Origin of the sequence: Sorangium sp. So ce726, from assembly GCF_051521405.1 — a bacterium.
Lineage (GTDB): Bacteria > Myxococcota_A > Polyangia > Polyangiales > Polyangiaceae > Sorangium.
In genome coordinates this window covers 5,590,534-5,608,059 of sequence record NZ_CP150349.1, presented here as the reverse complement: position 1 = coordinate 5,608,059, position 17,526 = coordinate 5,590,534, and the positions used below count along the sequence as shown (strand labels likewise).

General features: G+C 72.6%; 19 protein-coding genes. 4 read left to right on the top strand and 15 right to left on the bottom strand.

The features are described 5' to 3' along the window. Positions 1 to 2: 2 nt before the first annotated feature. The 14 genes from WME79_RS20845 to WME79_RS20780 form a co-directional block, all read right to left on the bottom strand. Positions 3 to 1,130: an RtcB family protein gene (locus tag WME79_RS20845; protein WP_437538391.1), complete on the bottom strand. Its 1,128-nt coding sequence runs from the start codon at positions 1,128 to 1,130 to the stop codon at positions 3 to 5. Then, positions 1,127 to 1,450, bottom strand: coding sequence for a ribosome-binding factor A (locus WME79_RS20840; protein WP_437538390.1), 324 nt, complete (start codon positions 1,448 to 1,450; stop codon positions 1,127 to 1,129). The genes WME79_RS20845 and WME79_RS20840 overlap by 4 nt, the downstream gene beginning before the upstream one ends. A gap of 351 nt (positions 1,451 to 1,801) precedes the next feature. Next, positions 1,802 to 2,512, bottom strand: coding sequence for a hypothetical protein (locus WME79_RS20835; RefSeq protein ID WP_437538389.1), 711 nt, complete (start codon positions 2,510 to 2,512; stop codon positions 1,802 to 1,804). 60 nt (positions 2,513 to 2,572) lie between these two features. After that, complete coding sequence (locus tag WME79_RS20830; RefSeq protein WP_437538388.1) at positions 2,573 to 3,142, bottom strand: hypothetical protein; 570 nt, start codon at positions 3,140 to 3,142, stop codon at positions 2,573 to 2,575. 213 nt (positions 3,143 to 3,355) lie between these two features. Next, positions 3,356 to 4,729, bottom strand: coding sequence for a 3-deoxy-7-phosphoheptulonate synthase class II (locus WME79_RS20825; RefSeq protein WP_437538387.1), 1,374 nt, complete (start codon positions 4,727 to 4,729; stop codon positions 3,356 to 3,358). Between the two features lie 172 nt (positions 4,730 to 4,901). Further along, positions 4,902 to 5,804, bottom strand: coding sequence for a hypothetical protein (locus WME79_RS20820; RefSeq protein ID WP_437538386.1), 903 nt, complete (start codon positions 5,802 to 5,804; stop codon positions 4,902 to 4,904). Positions 5,805 to 5,952: 148 nt separating this feature from the next. Further along, positions 5,953 to 7,659, bottom strand: a complete 1,707-nt coding sequence (locus WME79_RS20815; RefSeq protein WP_437538385.1) for a serine/threonine-protein kinase — start codon at positions 7,657 to 7,659, stop codon at positions 5,953 to 5,955. 317 nt (positions 7,660 to 7,976) lie between these two features. Then, the gene (locus WME79_RS20810) at positions 7,977 to 8,147 is read right to left on the bottom strand and encodes a hypothetical protein (RefSeq protein WP_012236312.1); all 171 of its coding nucleotides are present in this window, start codon (positions 8,145 to 8,147) and stop codon (positions 7,977 to 7,979) included. 237 nt (positions 8,148 to 8,384) lie between these two features. Beyond that, positions 8,385 to 9,200: an RNA polymerase sigma factor gene (locus WME79_RS20805; protein WP_437538384.1), complete on the bottom strand. Its 816-nt coding sequence runs from the start codon at positions 9,198 to 9,200 to the stop codon at positions 8,385 to 8,387. Then, complete coding sequence (locus tag WME79_RS20800) at positions 9,197 to 9,574, bottom strand: hypothetical protein (RefSeq protein WP_437538383.1); 378 nt, start codon at positions 9,572 to 9,574, stop codon at positions 9,197 to 9,199. Before WME79_RS20800 ends, WME79_RS20805 begins: the two co-directional genes overlap by 4 nt. 217 nt (positions 9,575 to 9,791) lie before the next feature. Then, positions 9,792 to 10,109 (bottom strand): PEGA domain-containing protein, encoded by a 318-nt coding sequence (locus tag WME79_RS20795; protein ID WP_437300722.1) that lies wholly within the window; start codon positions 10,107 to 10,109, stop codon positions 9,792 to 9,794. A gap of 2 nt (positions 10,110 to 10,111) precedes the next feature. After that, complete coding sequence (gene guaA / locus WME79_RS20790; protein ID WP_437538382.1) at positions 10,112 to 11,686, bottom strand: glutamine-hydrolyzing GMP synthase; 1,575 nt, start codon at positions 11,684 to 11,686, stop codon at positions 10,112 to 10,114. A gap of 69 nt (positions 11,687 to 11,755) precedes the next feature. Continuing rightward, entirely contained in the window at positions 11,756 to 12,052 is a 297-nt protein-coding gene (locus WME79_RS20785) for a hypothetical protein (protein WP_437538381.1), read from the bottom strand. Further along, complete coding sequence (locus tag WME79_RS20780; protein WP_437538380.1) at positions 12,049 to 12,438, bottom strand: hypothetical protein; 390 nt, start codon at positions 12,436 to 12,438, stop codon at positions 12,049 to 12,051. Before WME79_RS20780 ends, WME79_RS20785 begins: the two co-directional genes overlap by 4 nt. A 70-nt stretch (positions 12,439 to 12,508) precedes the next feature. Here WME79_RS20780 and WME79_RS20775 point away from each other — a divergent pair, with 70 nt between their 5' ends. From WME79_RS20775 to WME79_RS20765, 3 genes are read left to right on the top strand one after another with little or no spacing between them, the layout of a single operon-like run. Beyond that, the gene (locus tag WME79_RS20775; RefSeq protein ID WP_437538379.1) at positions 12,509 to 13,789 is read left to right on the top strand and encodes a glutamate-5-semialdehyde dehydrogenase; all 1,281 of its coding nucleotides are present in this window, start codon (positions 12,509 to 12,511) and stop codon (positions 13,787 to 13,789) included. Between the two features lie 56 nt (positions 13,790 to 13,845). Further along, the gene (gene rsfS, locus WME79_RS20770; RefSeq protein ID WP_437538378.1) at positions 13,846 to 14,742 is read left to right on the top strand and encodes a ribosome silencing factor; all 897 of its coding nucleotides are present in this window, start codon (positions 13,846 to 13,848) and stop codon (positions 14,740 to 14,742) included. A 7-nt stretch (positions 14,743 to 14,749) separates the two neighbouring features. After that, positions 14,750 to 15,187, top strand: coding sequence for a 23S rRNA (pseudouridine(1915)-N(3))-methyltransferase RlmH (locus tag WME79_RS20765; RefSeq protein WP_012236304.1), 438 nt, complete (start codon positions 14,750 to 14,752; stop codon positions 15,185 to 15,187). Positions 15,188 to 15,352: 165 nt separating this feature from the next. On the opposite strand, the gene WME79_RS20760 is transcribed toward WME79_RS20765, so the two are convergent. Continuing rightward, complete coding sequence (locus WME79_RS20760) at positions 15,353 to 16,306, bottom strand: SDR family oxidoreductase (protein ID WP_437538377.1); 954 nt, start codon at positions 16,304 to 16,306, stop codon at positions 15,353 to 15,355. 189 nt (positions 16,307 to 16,495) lie between these two features. On the opposite strand from WME79_RS20760, the gene WME79_RS20755 reads away from it, so the two are divergent. Continuing rightward, positions 16,496 to 17,506, top strand: a complete 1,011-nt coding sequence (locus WME79_RS20755) for a helix-turn-helix transcriptional regulator (protein WP_437538376.1) — start codon at positions 16,496 to 16,498, stop codon at positions 17,504 to 17,506. Positions 17,507 to 17,526: the final 20 nt, after the last annotated feature.

Here is a 17,526-nt window from a genome sequence, read left to right as displayed (position 1 = left end):
GATCATGGCGCCTTGTAGACGAGCACCGGCCAGAGCCGGCGGACGACGCGCACGAGGTCGCGTTGCGCCCGCATGACCGCGCCGATGTCCTTGTAGGCCGAGGGCGCCTCCTCGCGCAGCCGGTCCGCGAGCCGGTGATCGAACCACACGCCCTCGGCCTCGCGCAGCAGCTGCCGCGCGCCGATGCGGCGGCGCGCCTCGCCCCGCGGCAGCGCGCGCCCGGCGCCGTGCGCTGACGAGCCGAGCGCCTCGGGGTGGCCGCGCCCCTCGACGTGGAAGCTCGGGCTCCCCATCGACCCGGGCACGACGCCGGGCTCCCCCTCGCGGAGCCCCATGGCGCCCTTACGGTGCACCCACAGCGCACGTCCGCCGTGCTCCTCGCGCCGGACGTGGTTGTGATCGACCTCGATGCGCGACGACGCGTCGGCGTCGACGCCGAACAGCTCGGCGAAGAGCGCAAGGGCCTCGGTGACCATCCGCGCGCGGCTCGCCCGCGCGTACCTCGCGGCCCAGGCTGCGTCATCGAGGTACGCGCGCCCGGCCTCGCTGTCGGCGTCGAGGAAGCGGACGCCCGACGGGTCGCGCGCCGCGGGCGCCTCGTGGTGCGCCCGGATCGCCGGGCCCATGGCGCGCGAGCCGCTGTGGAGGAGCAGCCACAGCGCGCCCTCCTCGTCGCGTTGCACCTCCAGGAAATGGTTGCCGCGGCCGAGCGTGCCGAGCTCCATCCGGCCCTCGCGGTGCTTCATCGCCTCGAGGCGCGGCGCGCCGAGCCGCGCCTCGGCGAGATCGCCGGGCAGCGGCGGGGCGCCGGCGGCCGGGCGCAACAGGTGGGGGACGCGGCGGCACAGCGCGGAGAGGAGCTGCGCCGCGCGATCGCGATCCGCGAGCAGATCGGCGTCCGCGCGGAGCCGCAGCGCGACCATGCCGCAGCCGATGTCGCCGCCGACCGCCGCCGGCAAGAGGCGACGGGTCGTGGCGGTCACCGTGCCGACGCACACGTCGTCGGCCACGTGCGCGTCGGGCATGACCGCGATGTGGGCGACATCGTCGGTGCGCGCGAGCCGCGAGAGCGACGCGCTGAGCGCCGCGCTCGCGCCGTCCGGGAGCCACGCGGAGATGCGCGCGCTCACGGCTCTCCCTCCGGTGGCAGCACCTGAAACGCGAGCGTCGGCGCGCGCTTGCGGGTGATCGCCCCCGCCACCTCCGTGCGCAGATAGCCCGCCACCTTCTCCAGCCGCGCCGCCACCACCTCCGGCGGCGCGCCACGCCTGACCTGCACGACCACCGCGAGCCGGCTGGCGTCTGGCGCCGGCTCCACACCCATCACCCAGACGTCCTGGAGGACGTCATCGCGGAGCGCGGCGAGCGCGTCGCTCACCGCCTCCTGCACCTGACGGCAGAGCTGGCGCTCCTTGCGCTGCGCGCTCCGCGCCGCCGTCCCACCGAACAACGAACCTGCATCCACGACGGAGCGCGCGCGTTCGCGGCTCCGCGATCGATCTTTGCCCATGCCATGCTCCCGAGGGCGCGGCGACGCACCTACGCGTCGGCCGCGCGGTTCCAGCGACACGCGAGATGAGCTCGGGGATGTGAGCCTCGCTGGCGCGCTCAGCGGCGCGTCAGGCCGAGGCTCGTCGATGCAATGGGGTGTATGGCGGGCCTCCTTCGCCGCGTAGGGTGCACGAGCGAGGGCCGAGGCGCAAGGCGCGCCCTGGCTGCGCTCCCGGCGGGGGTGCAGCCAGGGTGCGCCCGCTTGTGGCCGGCGCGTGGCCGGCGGCCCGCGCCCGGCACACCGAGGGCGCTACGTGGCCTGGCGATACATCGGCGCGGCGCACTGGCGCTCGGCGGCCCTCGCGATGTCGCGGAGCATCTGGGGCATGAGGAACCTGTTGAGGGGCCTCATGAGGGCGTCCCAGAAGAACAGCCGCCGCCGCGTCCGCGTGTCGGTCGCGCGGATCCGCAGCTCGTACGAGAGCATCGTCCGACGCTGGCCGTAGGGCGTCACGACGTAGCCCCCCACCATCTTGATGTGCCCGGGGCAATCGAACGCCTTGAACTCGGCGGGAGTCCGCCTCGTGAACAGGCTCTCTGTGTCCTTCAGGCGCGAGATCGCGCCGATGGCGATCTCGGAGCCCTCGTTCTCTGCCAGCTTGATCTCGCCGTAGTCCTCGACGTTCAGGAGCGTCATCCGCGCGCGCGCGGGCAGCGGCGCGAGGCGGAGCCGGCGCCGGGCACGCCGGATCTCGGCCACGCGGAGCGCGAGGGCTGCGCGCAGCAGGAAAGAGCGGCTCCTCGCCAGATCCAGCCGCTTCAGCGTGGCGTACGTCACCTCCGGCGTCGCCATCACCACGATCTCGTGATTCGCGACGATATCGGCTTCCGGCAGGAAGTACTCGAGCAGCGTGGGGCAAGCCCCGGAGCGCTGCTGGCCCTGGCCCTGGGACGAGACACCCGTCATGGCCTGTCCGTCTCCCTGCCGGAACTCACCCTGTTCTGTTGATATGGTCTGCATGGTGAACTACCCCCTGCGGTGATTCATTGGGGTAGTCTCGACGGATCGCCAGTGATCGCGCTACATGGCCTGCTGGCGATGATGCGCCGGCGCCGCGCACTGGTACTTGGCGACCCTGGCGACGACGCGGAGCATCCGGCGCATGACGAGCCTCCCGAGCGGCGCCGTCAGCGCGTCCACGAGGAACAGCCGCCGCCTCGTCCGCGTGTCGGTCGCGCGGATGCGCGTCTCGTACGCGAGCAGCGTCTGGCGCTGGCCGTAGGGCATCACGACGAAGCTCGCCGCCGCCTTGAAATGACCGGGGCAGTCGAACGACTTGAACTCGGCGGCGGTCCGCCTCGTGAACAGGCTCTGCACGCTGAACAGGCGCGCGATCGAGCCGATGACGATCTCGGATCCCTCCTTTTCGGCGAGCTTGGACTGGCCGTGATCCTCGATGTTCTGGAGCGACATCCGCACGCGCGCCGGAAGCGGCGCGAGGCGGAGCCTGCGCCGGGCGCGCCGCACGGCGGCCAGGCGGAGCGCGAAGACCGCGCGCAGCAGGAGAGAGCGGCTCCTCGCGAAATCCACCCTCTTCAGCGTGGCGTACGTCACCTCCGGTGGCGCCATCACCACGATTGCGTGGTGCATGACGATATCGGCCTCAGGCAGGAATGTTTCGAGCAGCGTGGGGCTGGCGCCGGAGCGCTGCGGACACTCGTGCGAGGCATCCGTCGTGGCTTGCTCTCCGCCCTGTCGGCTCTCACCCTGTTCCGTCGAGATGGTCTGCATGGCGAACTACCCCCTGCGGTAGTTCATTGGGCAGCCTCGACGGAACGCCAGCAGGGGACTCCTGCTCTCGACTCAGCCCTTCGCGCGCCGGGAGGCCTCCGCCATGCGGTGGGCGATGCGGAACGCCATCTCGAGCGACTGGCGGTAGTTCAGCCTCGGGTCGCACAGGCTCGCGTAGCGCTGGTCGAGATCGGCCTCCGTGAGCCCCGCCCCGACGCACTCGGTGACATCGTCGCCCGTGAGCTCGAAGTGGACACCGCCGAGGTGGGATCCGATGGTCTCGTGCACCTCGAAGCTCGCCTCGATCTCGGTGAGGATATCCTCGAAATTCCGTGTCTTGATCCCGCTGGACGTCGTCTGGGTATTGCCGTGCATCGGGTCGGACATCCAGAGCACCTTGCGCCCGGCGGACCGCACCGCCTCGATGAGCGGCGGGAGCCCGTCGCGCACGCGGTCCGCGCCCATGCGCACGATGAGCACGATCTTGCCCGGCTCGTCGGCCGGATTGAGCCGGTCGAGGAGGCGGATCACGTCGTCGCGGAGCGTCTTCGGGCCGAGCTTGATGCCCAGCGGGTTCTCCACGCCGCTGAAGAACTCGACGTGCGCGCCGTCCGGCTGCCGCGTGCGCTCGCCGATCCAGGGCAGGTGGGTCGTCAGGTCGTAGAAGCCAGGGCGGCGCGCGACTCTCCGCGTCTGCGCGGACTCGTAGTGCAGGTTGAGCCCTTCATGGCTCGTGAAGAACTCGACCCGCGAGAGCTCCCCGACGGGCACCTCCGCGAGCGCCTCCATGAACCGAAGGGCCTCCCCGACTTGCTCCGTCATCCGCTGGTATCGCTCGCGCAGCTCGCCGGGCAGATCCGCCCGCTCGAGGAAGCTCAGGTCCCAGTACTCCGGGTGGTGCAGATCGGCGAAGCCGCCCTCCGACAGGGAACGGATGAAATTCAGGGTGATCGCCGCGTGCTGGTATCCCGCGATCATCAGGTTTGGATCGGGGCGCCGGGAGGAGGCATCGAAGGGAGCACGATTGATGAGATCCCCGAAATAGCTGGGCAAGCTCACGCCATCGCGCGTCTCGACCGGGCTGGAGCGCGGCTTGGCGTACTGCCCGGCAAAGCGCCCGAGGCGCACCACCGGCCGGCGGGCGCCGTGCACCAGCACGAGCGACATCTGGAGCAGGATCTTGAGCTTGTTCGTGACGATGTTCGGGCGGCAGTCGTCGAGCGTCTCCGCGCAGTCTCCCCCCTGGAGCACGAACCGGCGGCCGAGCTGCGCTTCGGCCAGATAGCCTTTGAGTCGCTCGACCTCCCACGAGGTCACGAGCGGCGGCAGCGCCCGGAGCTTCTCGACGGCCGCCTGGACGGCCTCGGGCTCGTCATAGGGGAGGGGCGCAGCGTTGAACCGTTCACGCCATGAATCCGGCGACCAGGGTTGAGCAGGAACGTACATGAGTTGAGCCCTAATATGGCAAGGTTCCCACCTGCGCAACCCTCGGTCAACGTCACCGATTCGAGCGTGAGACGATGGGCTCGCGGGCGCGGTTATCGGCTCGCAGGCGCGGTCATCGGCTCGCAGGCGCGGTCATCGGCTCGCAGGCGCGGTCATCGGCTCGCAGGCGCGGTCATCGGCTCGCAGGCGCGTCGGCCGCCCGGGGCGATGGCCCGGTGCGCGCCTCGATCGCCTGGATCGCCGCCTTGATCTCTGCCGCGATCGAGGCGCACGCCGCCGCGCAGCGGCTCATGCCCAGAAAGCCGCACCCTTTGCCCTTGCTGGTGATGAGCGGCGCGAGGACATCGATGGCGCGCCGATCGCCGTCGGTCGTCGCGCGCGCCAGCAAGGCCTGCCTCGCCTTGCACGAGGGGGCGATCCGGAGCTCGTGCGCGATGCGCAGCGCGGGCGTCGCACGCCCCAGGACCGCGGCCTCCGCGAGCCGCTTCGCGGCGCGCTCCTTCAGCGCGGAGCTGCCCACCGCGAGCTCGTAGAGCAGATCCGCCCCGTGGCTCGCCATGCTGCTCGCCATCAGGTCGAGCGCGGCCGAGGCCACCTCGGGCGGTCCGTCGGCGGCGCTCGCGACGATACGCTTCACGTCGTCGTCGGCCGCCGCCCCCGGATCGAGCTCCAGCAGCCGCTTCGCCGCGGCGAGCGCGGCGGCGTGGTAAGGCGGCGGGAGCGCGTGGCGCAGCATCAGCGCGCGGAAGATCGCCGGATCCTTCGGGTAGCGCGAGGCGAGCGCCTCCAGCGCGAGCACGCCGCCCGCGGTCGCTGCGGCGAGCTCGTCGGCGGGGACAGCATCGGAAGGTCGCGGCGCGACCGGACGCCGGAGGCCGGAGACCGACGGCGGCGCGCGCTCGGCGAGCGAGGCCGCCTCGAGACGGGAGAGCGAGACGCTGTCACGCAGCAGCGCCGCGGCCAACACGACGGCCACGAGCGCAGCCGCGCCCGTGACCAGCCAGAGCGCCGCGGGCGGCGTCCGCGCCAGCAGGGAGGCGCGCGAGCCCGGGGTGTTGCCGCCTGCGCCGAGCACGGTGGTTGTTCCCGCCTGTGTGCCCGGTCTGCCGGGGGGGCTCGCCGGGCTGGCGCTCGTCCCAGATGCCTGCGCTGGCATGGCTCGCTCCCCTAACACACGCCCGGACGGCGGCCCATGGCATGCGTCCGGCGGCTCGGCCGCGGGCTCATCGCCGCTGTCCTCGCCACTGGAACAGGGCGGCAGCGCCCGCGGCGAGCACGCTGATGAGGAAGAGCAGCGCGTCCCAGATCGGCCACGCGATGCCGATGGCGCGCTGCAGGAACACGGCCTCGACGAGCCGCACGAGCAGCGACGCGGACCCGTAGGCCACGAGGGCGAGCACGACGGGCGTCGTGAGCCGCGGCGCGAGCGCGCTCATCCGGGCGTCGTCCCGCCAGACTCGGCGAAAGACATAGAAGCCGCCGAGCAACCCGACGCCGAACAGGGCGCACAGGATCCCGAGCGTGAGCAGGGTGGCGCCCTGGCCCGACAGCGCGGCGGCGTCGCTGCGCGCCGCGCGCGCGAAGCCGGCAAGGCAGCTGACGAGGCCCGCGCCGAGCCACCCCAGGCCGAGGCTCACCGCGAGGAAGACCATCTGCCGCGTCAGGTACGCCTCGGACGACGCCGAGCCGGGCAGGCCGAAGGCGTGCGAGAGCGCGTAAGGCCGCCCGAGCACGACGGACGCACGCGCGAGCGACGCGCGAGCGCTGGGCGGCCCGGGCGCGGCCGCTTCTTCGTAGGGCGCGAGCTCGCTGGCGAGCTCGCCCATCGAGGCGTGGCGGCTCTCTCTCTGCTTCGCCATGGCGCGCTGGACGACGGCCTCCAGGCCCGGCGGGATCTCCGGGTTCAGCGATCGCGGCGGCGGCGGCTCCTCCGTCATGACCGCGAGGAGCACTGCCGTCGGGTCGCTGCGCTCGAAGGGGCGCTTCCCGGTGAGCGCGTGGTAGAGGACCGCCCCCACGGAATAGATGTCGGCCCGAGGGTCGATCTCGTCCCCCTTCGCCTGCTCCGGGGCCATGTACGCCGGCGTTCCGAGCACCATGCCGGTCCTCGTGAGCGTGGACGGCGCGGAGGTCTTCGAGATGCCGAAATCGAGGACCTTCACGGTCGGACACGCAGGGTCGCCCGTGAGGAAGATGTTCTCCGGCTTGATGTCCCGGTGCACGATGCCCGCGGCGTGCGCGGCCGCGATGCCAGCGCACACCTCGCGCGCGATCCGCACCGCGACGCCGGCCGGCAGCCGCCCTCCCGACCCTGCGAGGAGCTCGTCGAGGCCCTTGCCATCCAGGTACTCGGCGATGATGCACGGCCGGCCGTCGCTCAGCCGGTTCACGTCGAAGATCTCGACGACGTGCGGGCTCCGGATCGACGCTGCGGCTTCGGCCTCGCGCTGGAACCGCGCGAGGACGGTGGGCTGCTGCGCGAGCTCGGGGTGGAGCGTCTTCAGCGCGAACCGCTTGCCCGGGATGCGGGTGTGGTGCGTCTCATAGACGCGCCCCATGCCGCCTTCGCCGAGCAGGCGGATGACGCGGTACGCGCCCGCCACCGTGGTGCCGACGAGCGGGTCCGCCTCCGCCGGCTGCTCGCCCGCCGCGCTCTCCGCAGGGCTCGCCGCGCTCCCCGAGGGAGGAGCGGGTGGACGGACCGTGTCGGCGGTTGCGTCGTGCGCGGCCGCCGCTGTGAGCCCCTTGGGGAGGGCAGCGGGGCGGACCGTCTCGGCGGCCAGCTCGTGCGCCGCCGCGCCCGCCGCGGGGGGAGGGGGAGGTGGAGGGCGCACCGTCTCCGCGGTCGTAGAGGTGGCCGCAGCGGCGGCGGCCGCGGCCTGCGCTCCGCGCACGGCGGCAAGCGCAGCCTGCCGCTCCGTGTCGCTCATGACGCGGGTGGGTCCATCGCCCTCCTCGCCCCCTGCAGAGCGAGACGAAGGCACGGCAGGAGTGCCCGAGCGACCGGGCGAAAAGCTCGAATCCGACACGCTCAGGGCCTCGCTCCCATGGATCCGGGTCGATCCTCACCAGAGGTGAGGATCGACGAGTCGTCGCCAACGCGCGGGCGAACACCGCGAGGCGACGCTACCACGGATCGCGCCGCGCGAGGGCACCGACCTGCGGAACCGCGATCGGCACGTGATGTCGAGGTGTTCGCGCGGCCGGGCTGGCAAGTGTCGCGCGGTACGTAACGGTGGTCAGCCGGTCAGCTCGCGGGCTGCTCGACCTGGACGGGCTTCTGCTTGGCAGCCTTGCGCTGCTCCGCATCGAGCAGGCCGATCCGCGCCTTCTGGCAGCGCTTCAGGCGCTTCTTCTTGAGCGGGGTGGCGAGCCATTCGTGACGCAGACGGACATTCCACTTCGGAGTATTGGCCATGATCGTAGGACTTTCTCTGCGAGGGCGGCGGAGACTACACAAACGTGCGGGGGCGTCAAGCTGTCAGTGGGGTCGCCCGCTTCGTATTTTTCGCTCTCGTGTTGGCGTTTGGCGTTTGTTGGCGTTTGCCGTCTGCCGTCGCGTGGTCGTGTGGTCGCGTTGTGGTGTGCGGCGCCGTGCGCATTGCGTTCTGTCCGTATCGTTCGTGCGTTGGTGGCGCTGGCTCGCTGGTCCCTATTACCACGGGGCCGGCGGGGTGGTCCTGGCGATGGCGGAACGCTCGTCGATCCGCTGCTGGAGGCGGCGCCAGAGCGCGCGTGCAGCGGGCGCGGGGACGGGAGGGAACGCGCGCACGGTGTGGAGCATGGTTGTGGCGCTGGGGAGGGGGCGCTCCGACGCGGTGAGCGCGCACAGGGCGCTGCGGCGCTCGGCCGACTGACGCGCGACCGCGGCGCGGAAGTCCTCCCGGGCGAGGCGCAGGCGGGAGCGGACCGTGTTCTCGTTGAGCGAAAGCTCGCCGGCGATGTCGGCCACTGCGACGCCGAGGAGATCGTACATGACGAGGATCACGCGCCGCTCTGGCGCGACCTTCAGCAGCAGCGCCGTCACGATCTCGGCGCGGTCCGCGCTCGCGAGCGACTGCTCCGGCGTCGGCGCCGGGGCGCGCCCGTCGAACGGCCAGGACACGCCGGCCCCGGAGGGGATCTCGCGGCGCCGGTGAGCGCGCGCGTGATAGTGGCTCGTCTTTCTCCATGCGATGCCGAACAGCCACCGATGCAGCGCCGCCTCGGGCGTGATGCGAAGGGGCGGCGGTCCTGCCGCGGCGAGCACGCCTGCAGGGGCCGCGTGGAAACGCCATGGCTCGTAGCTGGCCAGGCCCCGATAGGCCGCGAGGAAGACCTCCTGGAGCATGTCGTCCAGATCATTCACCGAGACACCCAGCCAGCGGAGCGCGTGATGAAGGAACGGCAAGCCCACGGCATAGACCGTCTCGAACGACGGGCGCGCCGGCGCGGACGGCGGCGCGGACGGCGAGGAGCGCGGCGGCATCATCCGGAGCCTCGTGGCGCCGAGAGCTCCGCGCCGGCGCAGGTGGGGTAGGGGCGCGGCGCAGGCCGGCCGGCCGGCAGATCGAACGCCGGCGGCGGCCGGAGCCAGCGCTCGACCGGCTCGAGCTCGACGAGCATGTCCAGGGAGGTCCGGAGAGAGAGGCGGAAGTCGTCGTCCTCGGCGGCTCGAGCGCTGTGGAACGCGACATAAAACAGCACGGTGCCCAGCTGCATCGCCCGCGGATCTCCCCGGCGTTGCAGGAAGCGATCGGCGAGATCGCACAGGGTGAGAAACAGGCGGCCTCCCGGACGACAGCTCTCGGGGCCGCACACCTCGAGGGTGGCGCACCGGCGGGCGCGCCGGGCTGCTTTGTTCATGGAAGGCGCGCGCGTCTTCGTCACGCGCGCCTTCGGACTGCTCCGATTCGGCATGATTCGGTCCCCCGTAACGTTGAGATCGGGATGGATGCCGCGTGCATCCACCGCATGGATTACGGAGACCGCTTGGAGATGATTTCGTCCTGTGCTCTCTCGCGTGCGCGCCGGTGGGGGTGCGGCGGCGCCAGGGCCGGCCGGTGTCGGCCCCCCGAGATCGTCAATCCGGCACGGGCGTGAGCTGCACCTGGAGGTGGATCGGCGGGGCGCCGCTCCTGGCCTCGACCAGGCGGTCCCAGGCGAAGTAGCCGGCCTTCTCCACGGTGATCCGGTGCGCGCCGGGCGGCAGCGCGACGCCGTGGGCGGCGACGTACGCGAGCGCGCCGATGTACTGGTCGTCGATGGTGACCGACGCGTCGGGCACGTTCCCCTTCACCCGCAGCGAGACCGTCGCCGGAGCCCGCGCGACGCACGCCGACAGCCCGAGCATCAGGAGCGCCGCCGTGGCGCGCGTCCGCTTCGCGCTCGCGCTGGCCATCGTCACTCCCACTCGATCGTCGAGGGCGGCTTCGAGGACACGTCGAGCACCACGCGGTTCACGCCGCGCACCTCGTTGATGATGCGCGAGCTCACCCGGGCGATGAGGTCGTAGGGCAGCCGCGCCCAGTCGGCCGTCATGCCGTCGGTCGAGTGCACCGCGCGGAGCGCGATCGCCTCGTCGTAGGTGCGCTCGTCGCCCATCACGCCCACGGAGCGCACCGGGAGGAGCACGCAGAAGCTCTGCCAGAGCGACTCGTAGAGCCCGGCGGCGCGGATCTCCTGGTCGAAGATGGCGTCGGCCGCCCTGAGCACGCGGAGCTTCTCCGGCGTCACCTCGCCGAGGCATCGCACCGCGAGGCCCGGGCCGGGGAACGGCTGGCGGTACAGGATGTCCCTCGGCATGCCCATCGCCTCGCCGGCGGCCCGCACCTCGTCCTTGAAGAGCTCTCGCAGGGGCTCGATCAGGCCGAGGTTCATCCGCTCGGGCAGGCCGCCGACGTTGTGGTGGCTCTTGATGACAGCGCTCGGCCCCTTGAACGAGACGCTCTCGATCACGTCGGGGTAGAGCGTGCCCTGGACGAGCCACTTCGCGCCGTGGACCCGCTTCGCCTCTTCCTCGAACACCTCGATGAAGAGGCGGCCGATCACTTTGCGCTTCTGCTCGGGATCCACGACGCCGCGCAGCCCCTCGAGGAACCTCGCCGACGCGTTGACGGCGTCGAGGTTCATGTGGAAGTGGTCGCGGAAGGTCCGCTCGACGCTCTCCGCCTCGCCCTCACGAAGCAGGCCGTTGTCGACGAAGATGCACGTCAGCCGGTCGCCGAGGGCGCGCTGGCAGAGCACGGCGGCGACCGAGGAGTCGACCCCGCCCGAGAGGCCCAGGATGACGCGGTCGCTCGGCCCGGCCTTCTCGCGGACCGCGGCGATCGCCTCCTCCACGAACGACGCGGGCGTCCAGGTCGGCGACAGGCCGGCGACGTCGAACAGGAAGGACTGGAGGATCTCCTTGCCGCGCGGCGTGTGGACGACCTCGGGGTGGAACTGGAGGCCGTAGAGCTTGTCGCGCTCGCGGGCGACGGCGCAGAGCGGGCTGCCGGTCGTGGTGCCGAGCGACACGAACCCCTCCGGCATGGCGGTGAGCCGATCGCCGTGGCTCATCCACACGTCGATGGAGTCGCCCTCGGCGAAGCGCGAGAAGATGCCGGTCGGGCGCTCGACGCGCACCGCCGCGGGGCCGTACTCGCCCCCCGTGTGCGCGCGCTCGACCTTGCCGCCGAGGTGATACGCCATGAGCTGGAGCCCGTAGCAGATGCCCAGCGTCGGGACGCCGAGCTCCAGCACCTCCCGGGAACAGCGGGGAGCGTTGTCTCCGTACACGCTGGCGGGGCCGCCCGAGAGGATGATCGCCCGCGGGGCGAGCCGGCGCAGCTCGGCGATGGGCACGTCGAAGCGGTGGATCTCGCAGTAGACGCCAGACTCGCGCACGCGCCGGGCGATGAGCTGCGTGTACTGAGAGCCGAAATCGAGGATGACGACGAAGTCCCGCCGGGGTGAGAGCATGGCTGCCGCTAGCATGGCGGGGCTGGATCCGCCAGAGTCGCGCGGCCGAGGCGCTCGCCGCACGCCCGCTCGCGGCGCACGGCGCTACGGCTGCGTGGGCGGCGGCGGCGGCGTGGTGGGCGGCGGCTGCGTGGACGCGGGCGGAGCGCCCGGCGATGGGGCGAGCAGCGGCGCGCCCGGCGTCGCATCCGTCGCATCCGGCTCGTCCTGCGGCGCAGCCGGCGCGTCGCCCACGCCGCCGTCGTAGACGCGCGGGCGCTCGTACTCGGGCGGCGGACCAGGCGGGAGCGGCTTCGGCGCGGAGGAGCACGCCGCGGCGAGGTGCGCGGCGAGGATCGCGGCGAGCGCGGCGATCGGCGAGGCGTGGCGGGCGCGTGTCATAGCTCCACTCCGCTCCCCCCGGTGTTCCCGGGAGGAGCACGATACGGCGGTATTTCGGGAGGGTTGGCGGGATCGGGTGGGACCTGGAGCCCCTCCGGATCGGCGAACGGCGAGGAGGGGACGGAGGGGGCCGCCGGCGGCGCGTCGAGCGGCGCGCCCAGCGCGCCCGGCGCAGCGAGGGGGATGCCCGTGCTCGCCGTGGCGGGCGCGTCCGCGCCTGCGTCCGAGCCGCCGCACGCCGGCGCGATCACGGCGAGGAGCGCCCCCGCGACGAGCGCCGCGCCGCGCCGCGGGCAGGCAGCGGCGCTCCTCGTGGGGGCGCGGTGGGCGTCTCGGGAGCGGGGTGCGAAGGACGCCTGGCTCGAGCTTCGGAGATCGCCGGACACGGCGGGTACGCTAGCATGGACGCGCAGGAGAACGGTTGGCCCGCGCAGGGAGGCGAGCTAGGTTCCCGCTGTGGAACAGAGCAACATCGATCTAGAGGGCACGCTTCGCGCGCTCTGCCAGCGCGCCCGGACGGCTGCCCGGGCCCTCGCCCCGCTGGACAGGGCCCAGAAGGACCGCGCGCTGCGCGCCATCGCCGAGCGGCTGCGCGCCGAGGCCGGCGAGGGCAAGCGCTCCGCGGTGCTGGCCGCGAACGCCGAGGACGTGGCCGCTGCGCGCGCCGCCGGTGTCTCCGAGGCGCTCGTCGACCGGCTCGTGCTCGACGAGGCGCGGCTCGCGGCGATCGCCGGCGCGGTGCTCGACGTCGCCGCCGCCAGCGATCCGGTCGGGCAGGTCGTCGGGATGGAGCGGCGGCCGAACGGGCTCCTCGTCGGGCAGGTGCGCGTCCCGCTCGGCGTGATCGCCATGATCTACGAGTCGCGCCCCAACGTGACGGTCGACGCGGCCGTGCTCTGCCTGAAGAGCGGCAACGCCGCGATCCTCCGCGGCGGCAAGGAGGCGGCGCGCTCGAACGCGGCCCTCGGCGAGCTGATCTCGGACGCGCTGCGCTCGGTCGGTCTGCCCGCCGATGCCGTGCAGAGGGTCCCCTCGCTCGACCGCGAGGCCACGCGGGTCCTGCTCGGCCTGACCGGCATGATCGATCTGGCCATCCCGCGCGGGGGCGAGGGGCTCATCCGGTTCGTGGCCGAGAACGCGCGCGTCCCCGTGATCCAGCACTACAAGGGCGTGAACCACCTCTACGCCGACGCTGGCTGTGACGTCGAGATGGCCTACCGCCTCGTCGACAACGGCAAGCTCCAGCGCCCCGGCGTCTGCAACGCGCTGGAGTGCCTGCTCGTCCACGAGAGCGTCGCGGCGCCGCTGCTCGGGCGCGTGGCCGCCCTCTCGGAGCGCGGGCTCGAGCTGCGCGGCGACGCCGCCACCTGCGCGCTCGTGCCGTCGGCGCGCAAGGCCGCGGAGGACGACTACGGGCGGGAGTTCCTCGAGCCCATCCTCGCGGTGCGGGTGGTGAGGTCGCTCGACGAGGCGATCGAGCACATCGGCCGCTACGGGTCGATGCACACCGAGGTCATCTGCACGCCGCGCTACGACCACGCGCAGCGGTTCCTGCGCGAGGTCGATGCGAGCTGCGTGCTCGTGAACGCGTCGTCCCGGTTCAACGATGGCGGCGAGCTCGGCCTCGGCGCGGAGATCGGCATCTCCACGACGAAGCTCCACGCCTACGGCCCGATGGGGCTCGCGAGCCTGACGACGCTCAAGTGGATCGCGTACGGCGAGGGCCAGACCCGCTGACGCGGGCGAGACGAGTGGCGCCGGTCATCGACCGGGCGCAAGAAAGCGAGAGAACGTTGGCGAGCAAGAAGGACGCAGGCGAGGGGAGCAGCAAGCCGCGGGCGAAGTCGGGGTCGAAGGCGGGCGAGGGCGCGGAGCCGCGCGCGCCGGCGCGGAAGAAGGCGACCACGGCCAAGGCGGGCGCGGCCGGTCGAGCGTCGTCCGCGGCGAAGCCGAAGCGGCCGGCGTCTCCCCGGATCCGCGCCTCCCACGCGGGCGTCGGTGAGCCCGGCGCGAAGAAGAAGGTGGTCCGCGCGCGCCGCGCGGGCGGCGAGGCGGAGCCGCTGGAGCGGGCGGCGCGGCCGATCCCGGCGGATCGGCCGGCCTCGAGGGCGCGTCGTCCGGCCCGCGACGACGGCGACGCGCCGGCGCCGCGGGCCGCGCGGGGCGGCGGCGAGGGTGGCGCGAAGGCGGTGCTGCCGCTCGCGGGGCGGTCGCCCGCGCGGAGCAAGTCGCCGCTCACGGGCCCGAAGCGCGCCGGCTCGCGCCGGAGCACGCCGCCGCCCGTCCCCGAGCCTTCGGCCCCCGCGCGTGAGCTCGCGCTGACGCTGGCCGCCGCGGGGCTCGACAAGAAGGCGATCGGCGTCGAGATCCTGGAGGTCGTGGGGCGCGTCGACTACGCGGATTACCTCGTGATCATGACCGGCCGATCCGACCGGCACGTCCACGCGATCGCGACGGGGCTGGAGGAGGCGGTACGCAAGCAGAAGCTCGCGCCGCTCTCGATGGAGGGCCTCGCCGCGGCGACCTGGGTGCTCATCGATTTCGGCGACGTGGTGGTGCACGTCTTCCAGGAGGATACGCGCCGCCTGTACGACATCGAGGGGCTCTGGATCGACGCGGGGCGCGTCCCGGTCCCGGAAGAGAGCCTGCCGCCGGGGGCGCAGCCCGCTCCGCGGTTCGATCCGAGCTGAGCGCGCCGTGCGACTCGTCGTCGCCGCCGTCGGGCGCGTGAAGGACAAGCCGCTGCGCGCGGCGATGGACGAATACCTCGGCCGCATCCGCCGCTACGTGGCGTGCGACGAGATCGAGATCCAGGACGGCCCGCCGGCGAAGGTCGGGCCGCTCCTTGCGCGCGCGTCGGCGGGGGCGAGCGTCATCGCCATGGAGGTGGGCGGCAAGGCGCTCGGCAGCGAGGCGTTCGCGGCCGGCGTCGAGCGCTGGGGCTCGCGCGGCAAGGGGGTGGTCGCGTTCCTGATCGGGGGCGCGGACGGGCTGCCGCCCGACGTGTCCGCCGCGGCCGACGACCGGTGGAGCCTGTCGCCGCTCACGTTCCCGCACCGCCTCGCGCGGCTCGTGCTGATCGAGCAGCTCTACCGCGCGATGACCCTGCTGCGCGGCGAGCCCTACGCCCACTGAGGCGTCCGCGCCGGTCACTGTGGTGGGGTATCGGGGCGGTCGATGGTGGGGTCTTTTGACCCGCCAAGGCACCAAGAACGCCAAGAAAAACACAAAAATCTTGGCGTCTTATGGCGCCTTGGCGGTTCCATCATTCCGGCACGGGGGAATGCCCCACTACCCCGGTCACTCCTTGGGCCAGTCGGGGCACGCGAGCTCCATCGGGCCGTTGAACCAGCTGGCATAGGCCGCCTCACCGGCCCTGTTGTACCTGCCGAGGTTCCGCTCGAAGTACTCGCCCCAGTGGGGCTTCCGGCCGTCGGCGTCGGTGAAGCCGTACTCCCTCGCGAGGTCCCAGGAGCTGAACACGCGGCCGGACTTCGCCGCGACGTGCGGATCGGCGGCGAGCGCGGCGACGGCGCGGCCCACGTAGAACGGCGTCTCCGATTCGATGAAGTGCGGGTCCTTCTCGGCGGCGTCGCGCCAGTTCGCCTCGGTGACGCCGAAGTGGTCGAGCATGGCCTCCGAGCGCAGGAAGCCGGGCGTCACCGCGAGCGCCGTCATGGCGGGGTGGCGGCGCAGCTCCCAGGCCATGGCGAAGGCCAGGCGGATGACCGACATCTTCGCCAGATCGTAGAAGAGGTTGCCGCGGTAACCGAAGTGGTCGCCGTCGGTGATCTCGACGATGAGGCCGCGATCGCGCTCGAGCAGGAGCGGCACCGCGTGGCGGCTCGTGATGATGTGCGAGGTGACGGCCCGCTCGAGCAGGAGCTTCCCGCTGGGCAGGGAGAGCTTCCAGAACGGCTGGCCGAACTCGGTGAGCTCATCGCCGCCCCACACATCGTTGACCAGGACGTCGAGCCTCCCTTGCTCCTGCCGGATCCGGGCGCAGAGCGCCTCGACCTGCTCCTCGACGGTGTGGTCGACCTGCGCGGCGACGCCGCGCCCTCCGGCCGCGGCCACGAGCTCGGCGGTCTCCTCGATGGTCTCCGGGCGCTGGCCCGTGGCGGGCCGGCCCCGGACGCTGCGCCCTGTGCAATAGACCGTGGCGCCGGCCTCGCCGAGCGAGCACGCGATGGCGCGCCCCGCGCCGCGCGTGGCTCCGGCGACGAGGGCGACCTGTCCTTCGAGCGGTCTCATACGGTGTCTCCTTCTTGTTGGGGACCGGCGGCTCGGCGGGCGCGCGAGCTCCTGCGGCGCGCGCGCCCTTGCATTCCGGCCTGTCCCGGTCGTCCTGCGACGCTACGGGGGAATTCCTGACGTCTCCTGTCATGAATTGCGCGTAGCCTCTCGGGCAGGTCATTTCCGGGTCGGGAGCCACGGACGGTCATGCGCGCGGATCGGCTGCTCAGCTTGATGTTGCTCTTGCAGCGGGCGAAGAGCCGCCAGCTGACGGCAGAGGACCTGGCGCGCCGCCTGGAGGTCTCGGCGCGGACGATCTATCGGGACCTCGACGCGCTGTCGTCTGCGGGCGTGCCCGTCTATGCGCAGCGCGGCCCGAGCGGCGGGATCGCGTTGGCGGAGGGGTGGCAGACGAGCCTGACCGGGCTGACGCAGCCCGAGGTGCAGGCGCTCGCGGCGGTCGCCGCGCCCGGGGCGCTGGCCGACATCGGGCTCTCGGCGGCGCTGGAGAGCGGGCTGATCAAGCTGTCGGCGGCGCTGCCGGCCGTGCACCGGTCGCTGGCCGAGCACGCGCGGCAGCGGCTCCACGTGGACGCGTCGGGGTGGTTCCAGGGCAGGGAGGTGGTGCCGCACCTCGACGTCCTGCGGGAGGGGGTCTGGCAGGATCGCAAGGTGTGGCTCGCGTACAGGGACTTCGACGGGGAGGCGAGCGAGCGGGTGGTGGAGCCGTATGGGCTCGTGATCAAGGCCGACCGCTGGTACCTCGTCGCCGGGACGGAGCGGGGGCCGAGCATCTTCCGGGGAGCGCGGGTGGCTGGGGCGCGGCTCCTCGAAGCGACGTTTGCGCGGCCGGAGGGGTTCGATCTGGCGGCGTGCTGGAAGGGCTTGAGCCGGCGGTTCGCGGAGCAGAGGGCGAGCTACGTGGTGACGTTGCGCGTGACCGGGGAGGGCGAAGAGGCGCTCCGGCGGGTCCGGCCCGGCGGCGAGCACGAGCGGTGGGGGCGGGGAAAATGCGGGCGCGATGGGACGAGCGTCGTGACTGTCGACTTCGAGCGGGAGTCGATCGCGATCTCGCAGATCGTCGGGCTGGGCAGGGGTGTCGAGGCGGTCGAGCCGGCGGCGCTGCGGGCGCGGCTCCGGGAGATCGCGAAGGATCTACGAGCGGTCTACAGGGCGCGCGGCGCTGCGGCGCCTCAGCGCGCGGGCAGGAAGAGGTGAGCCGACACCGGAGGGATCGC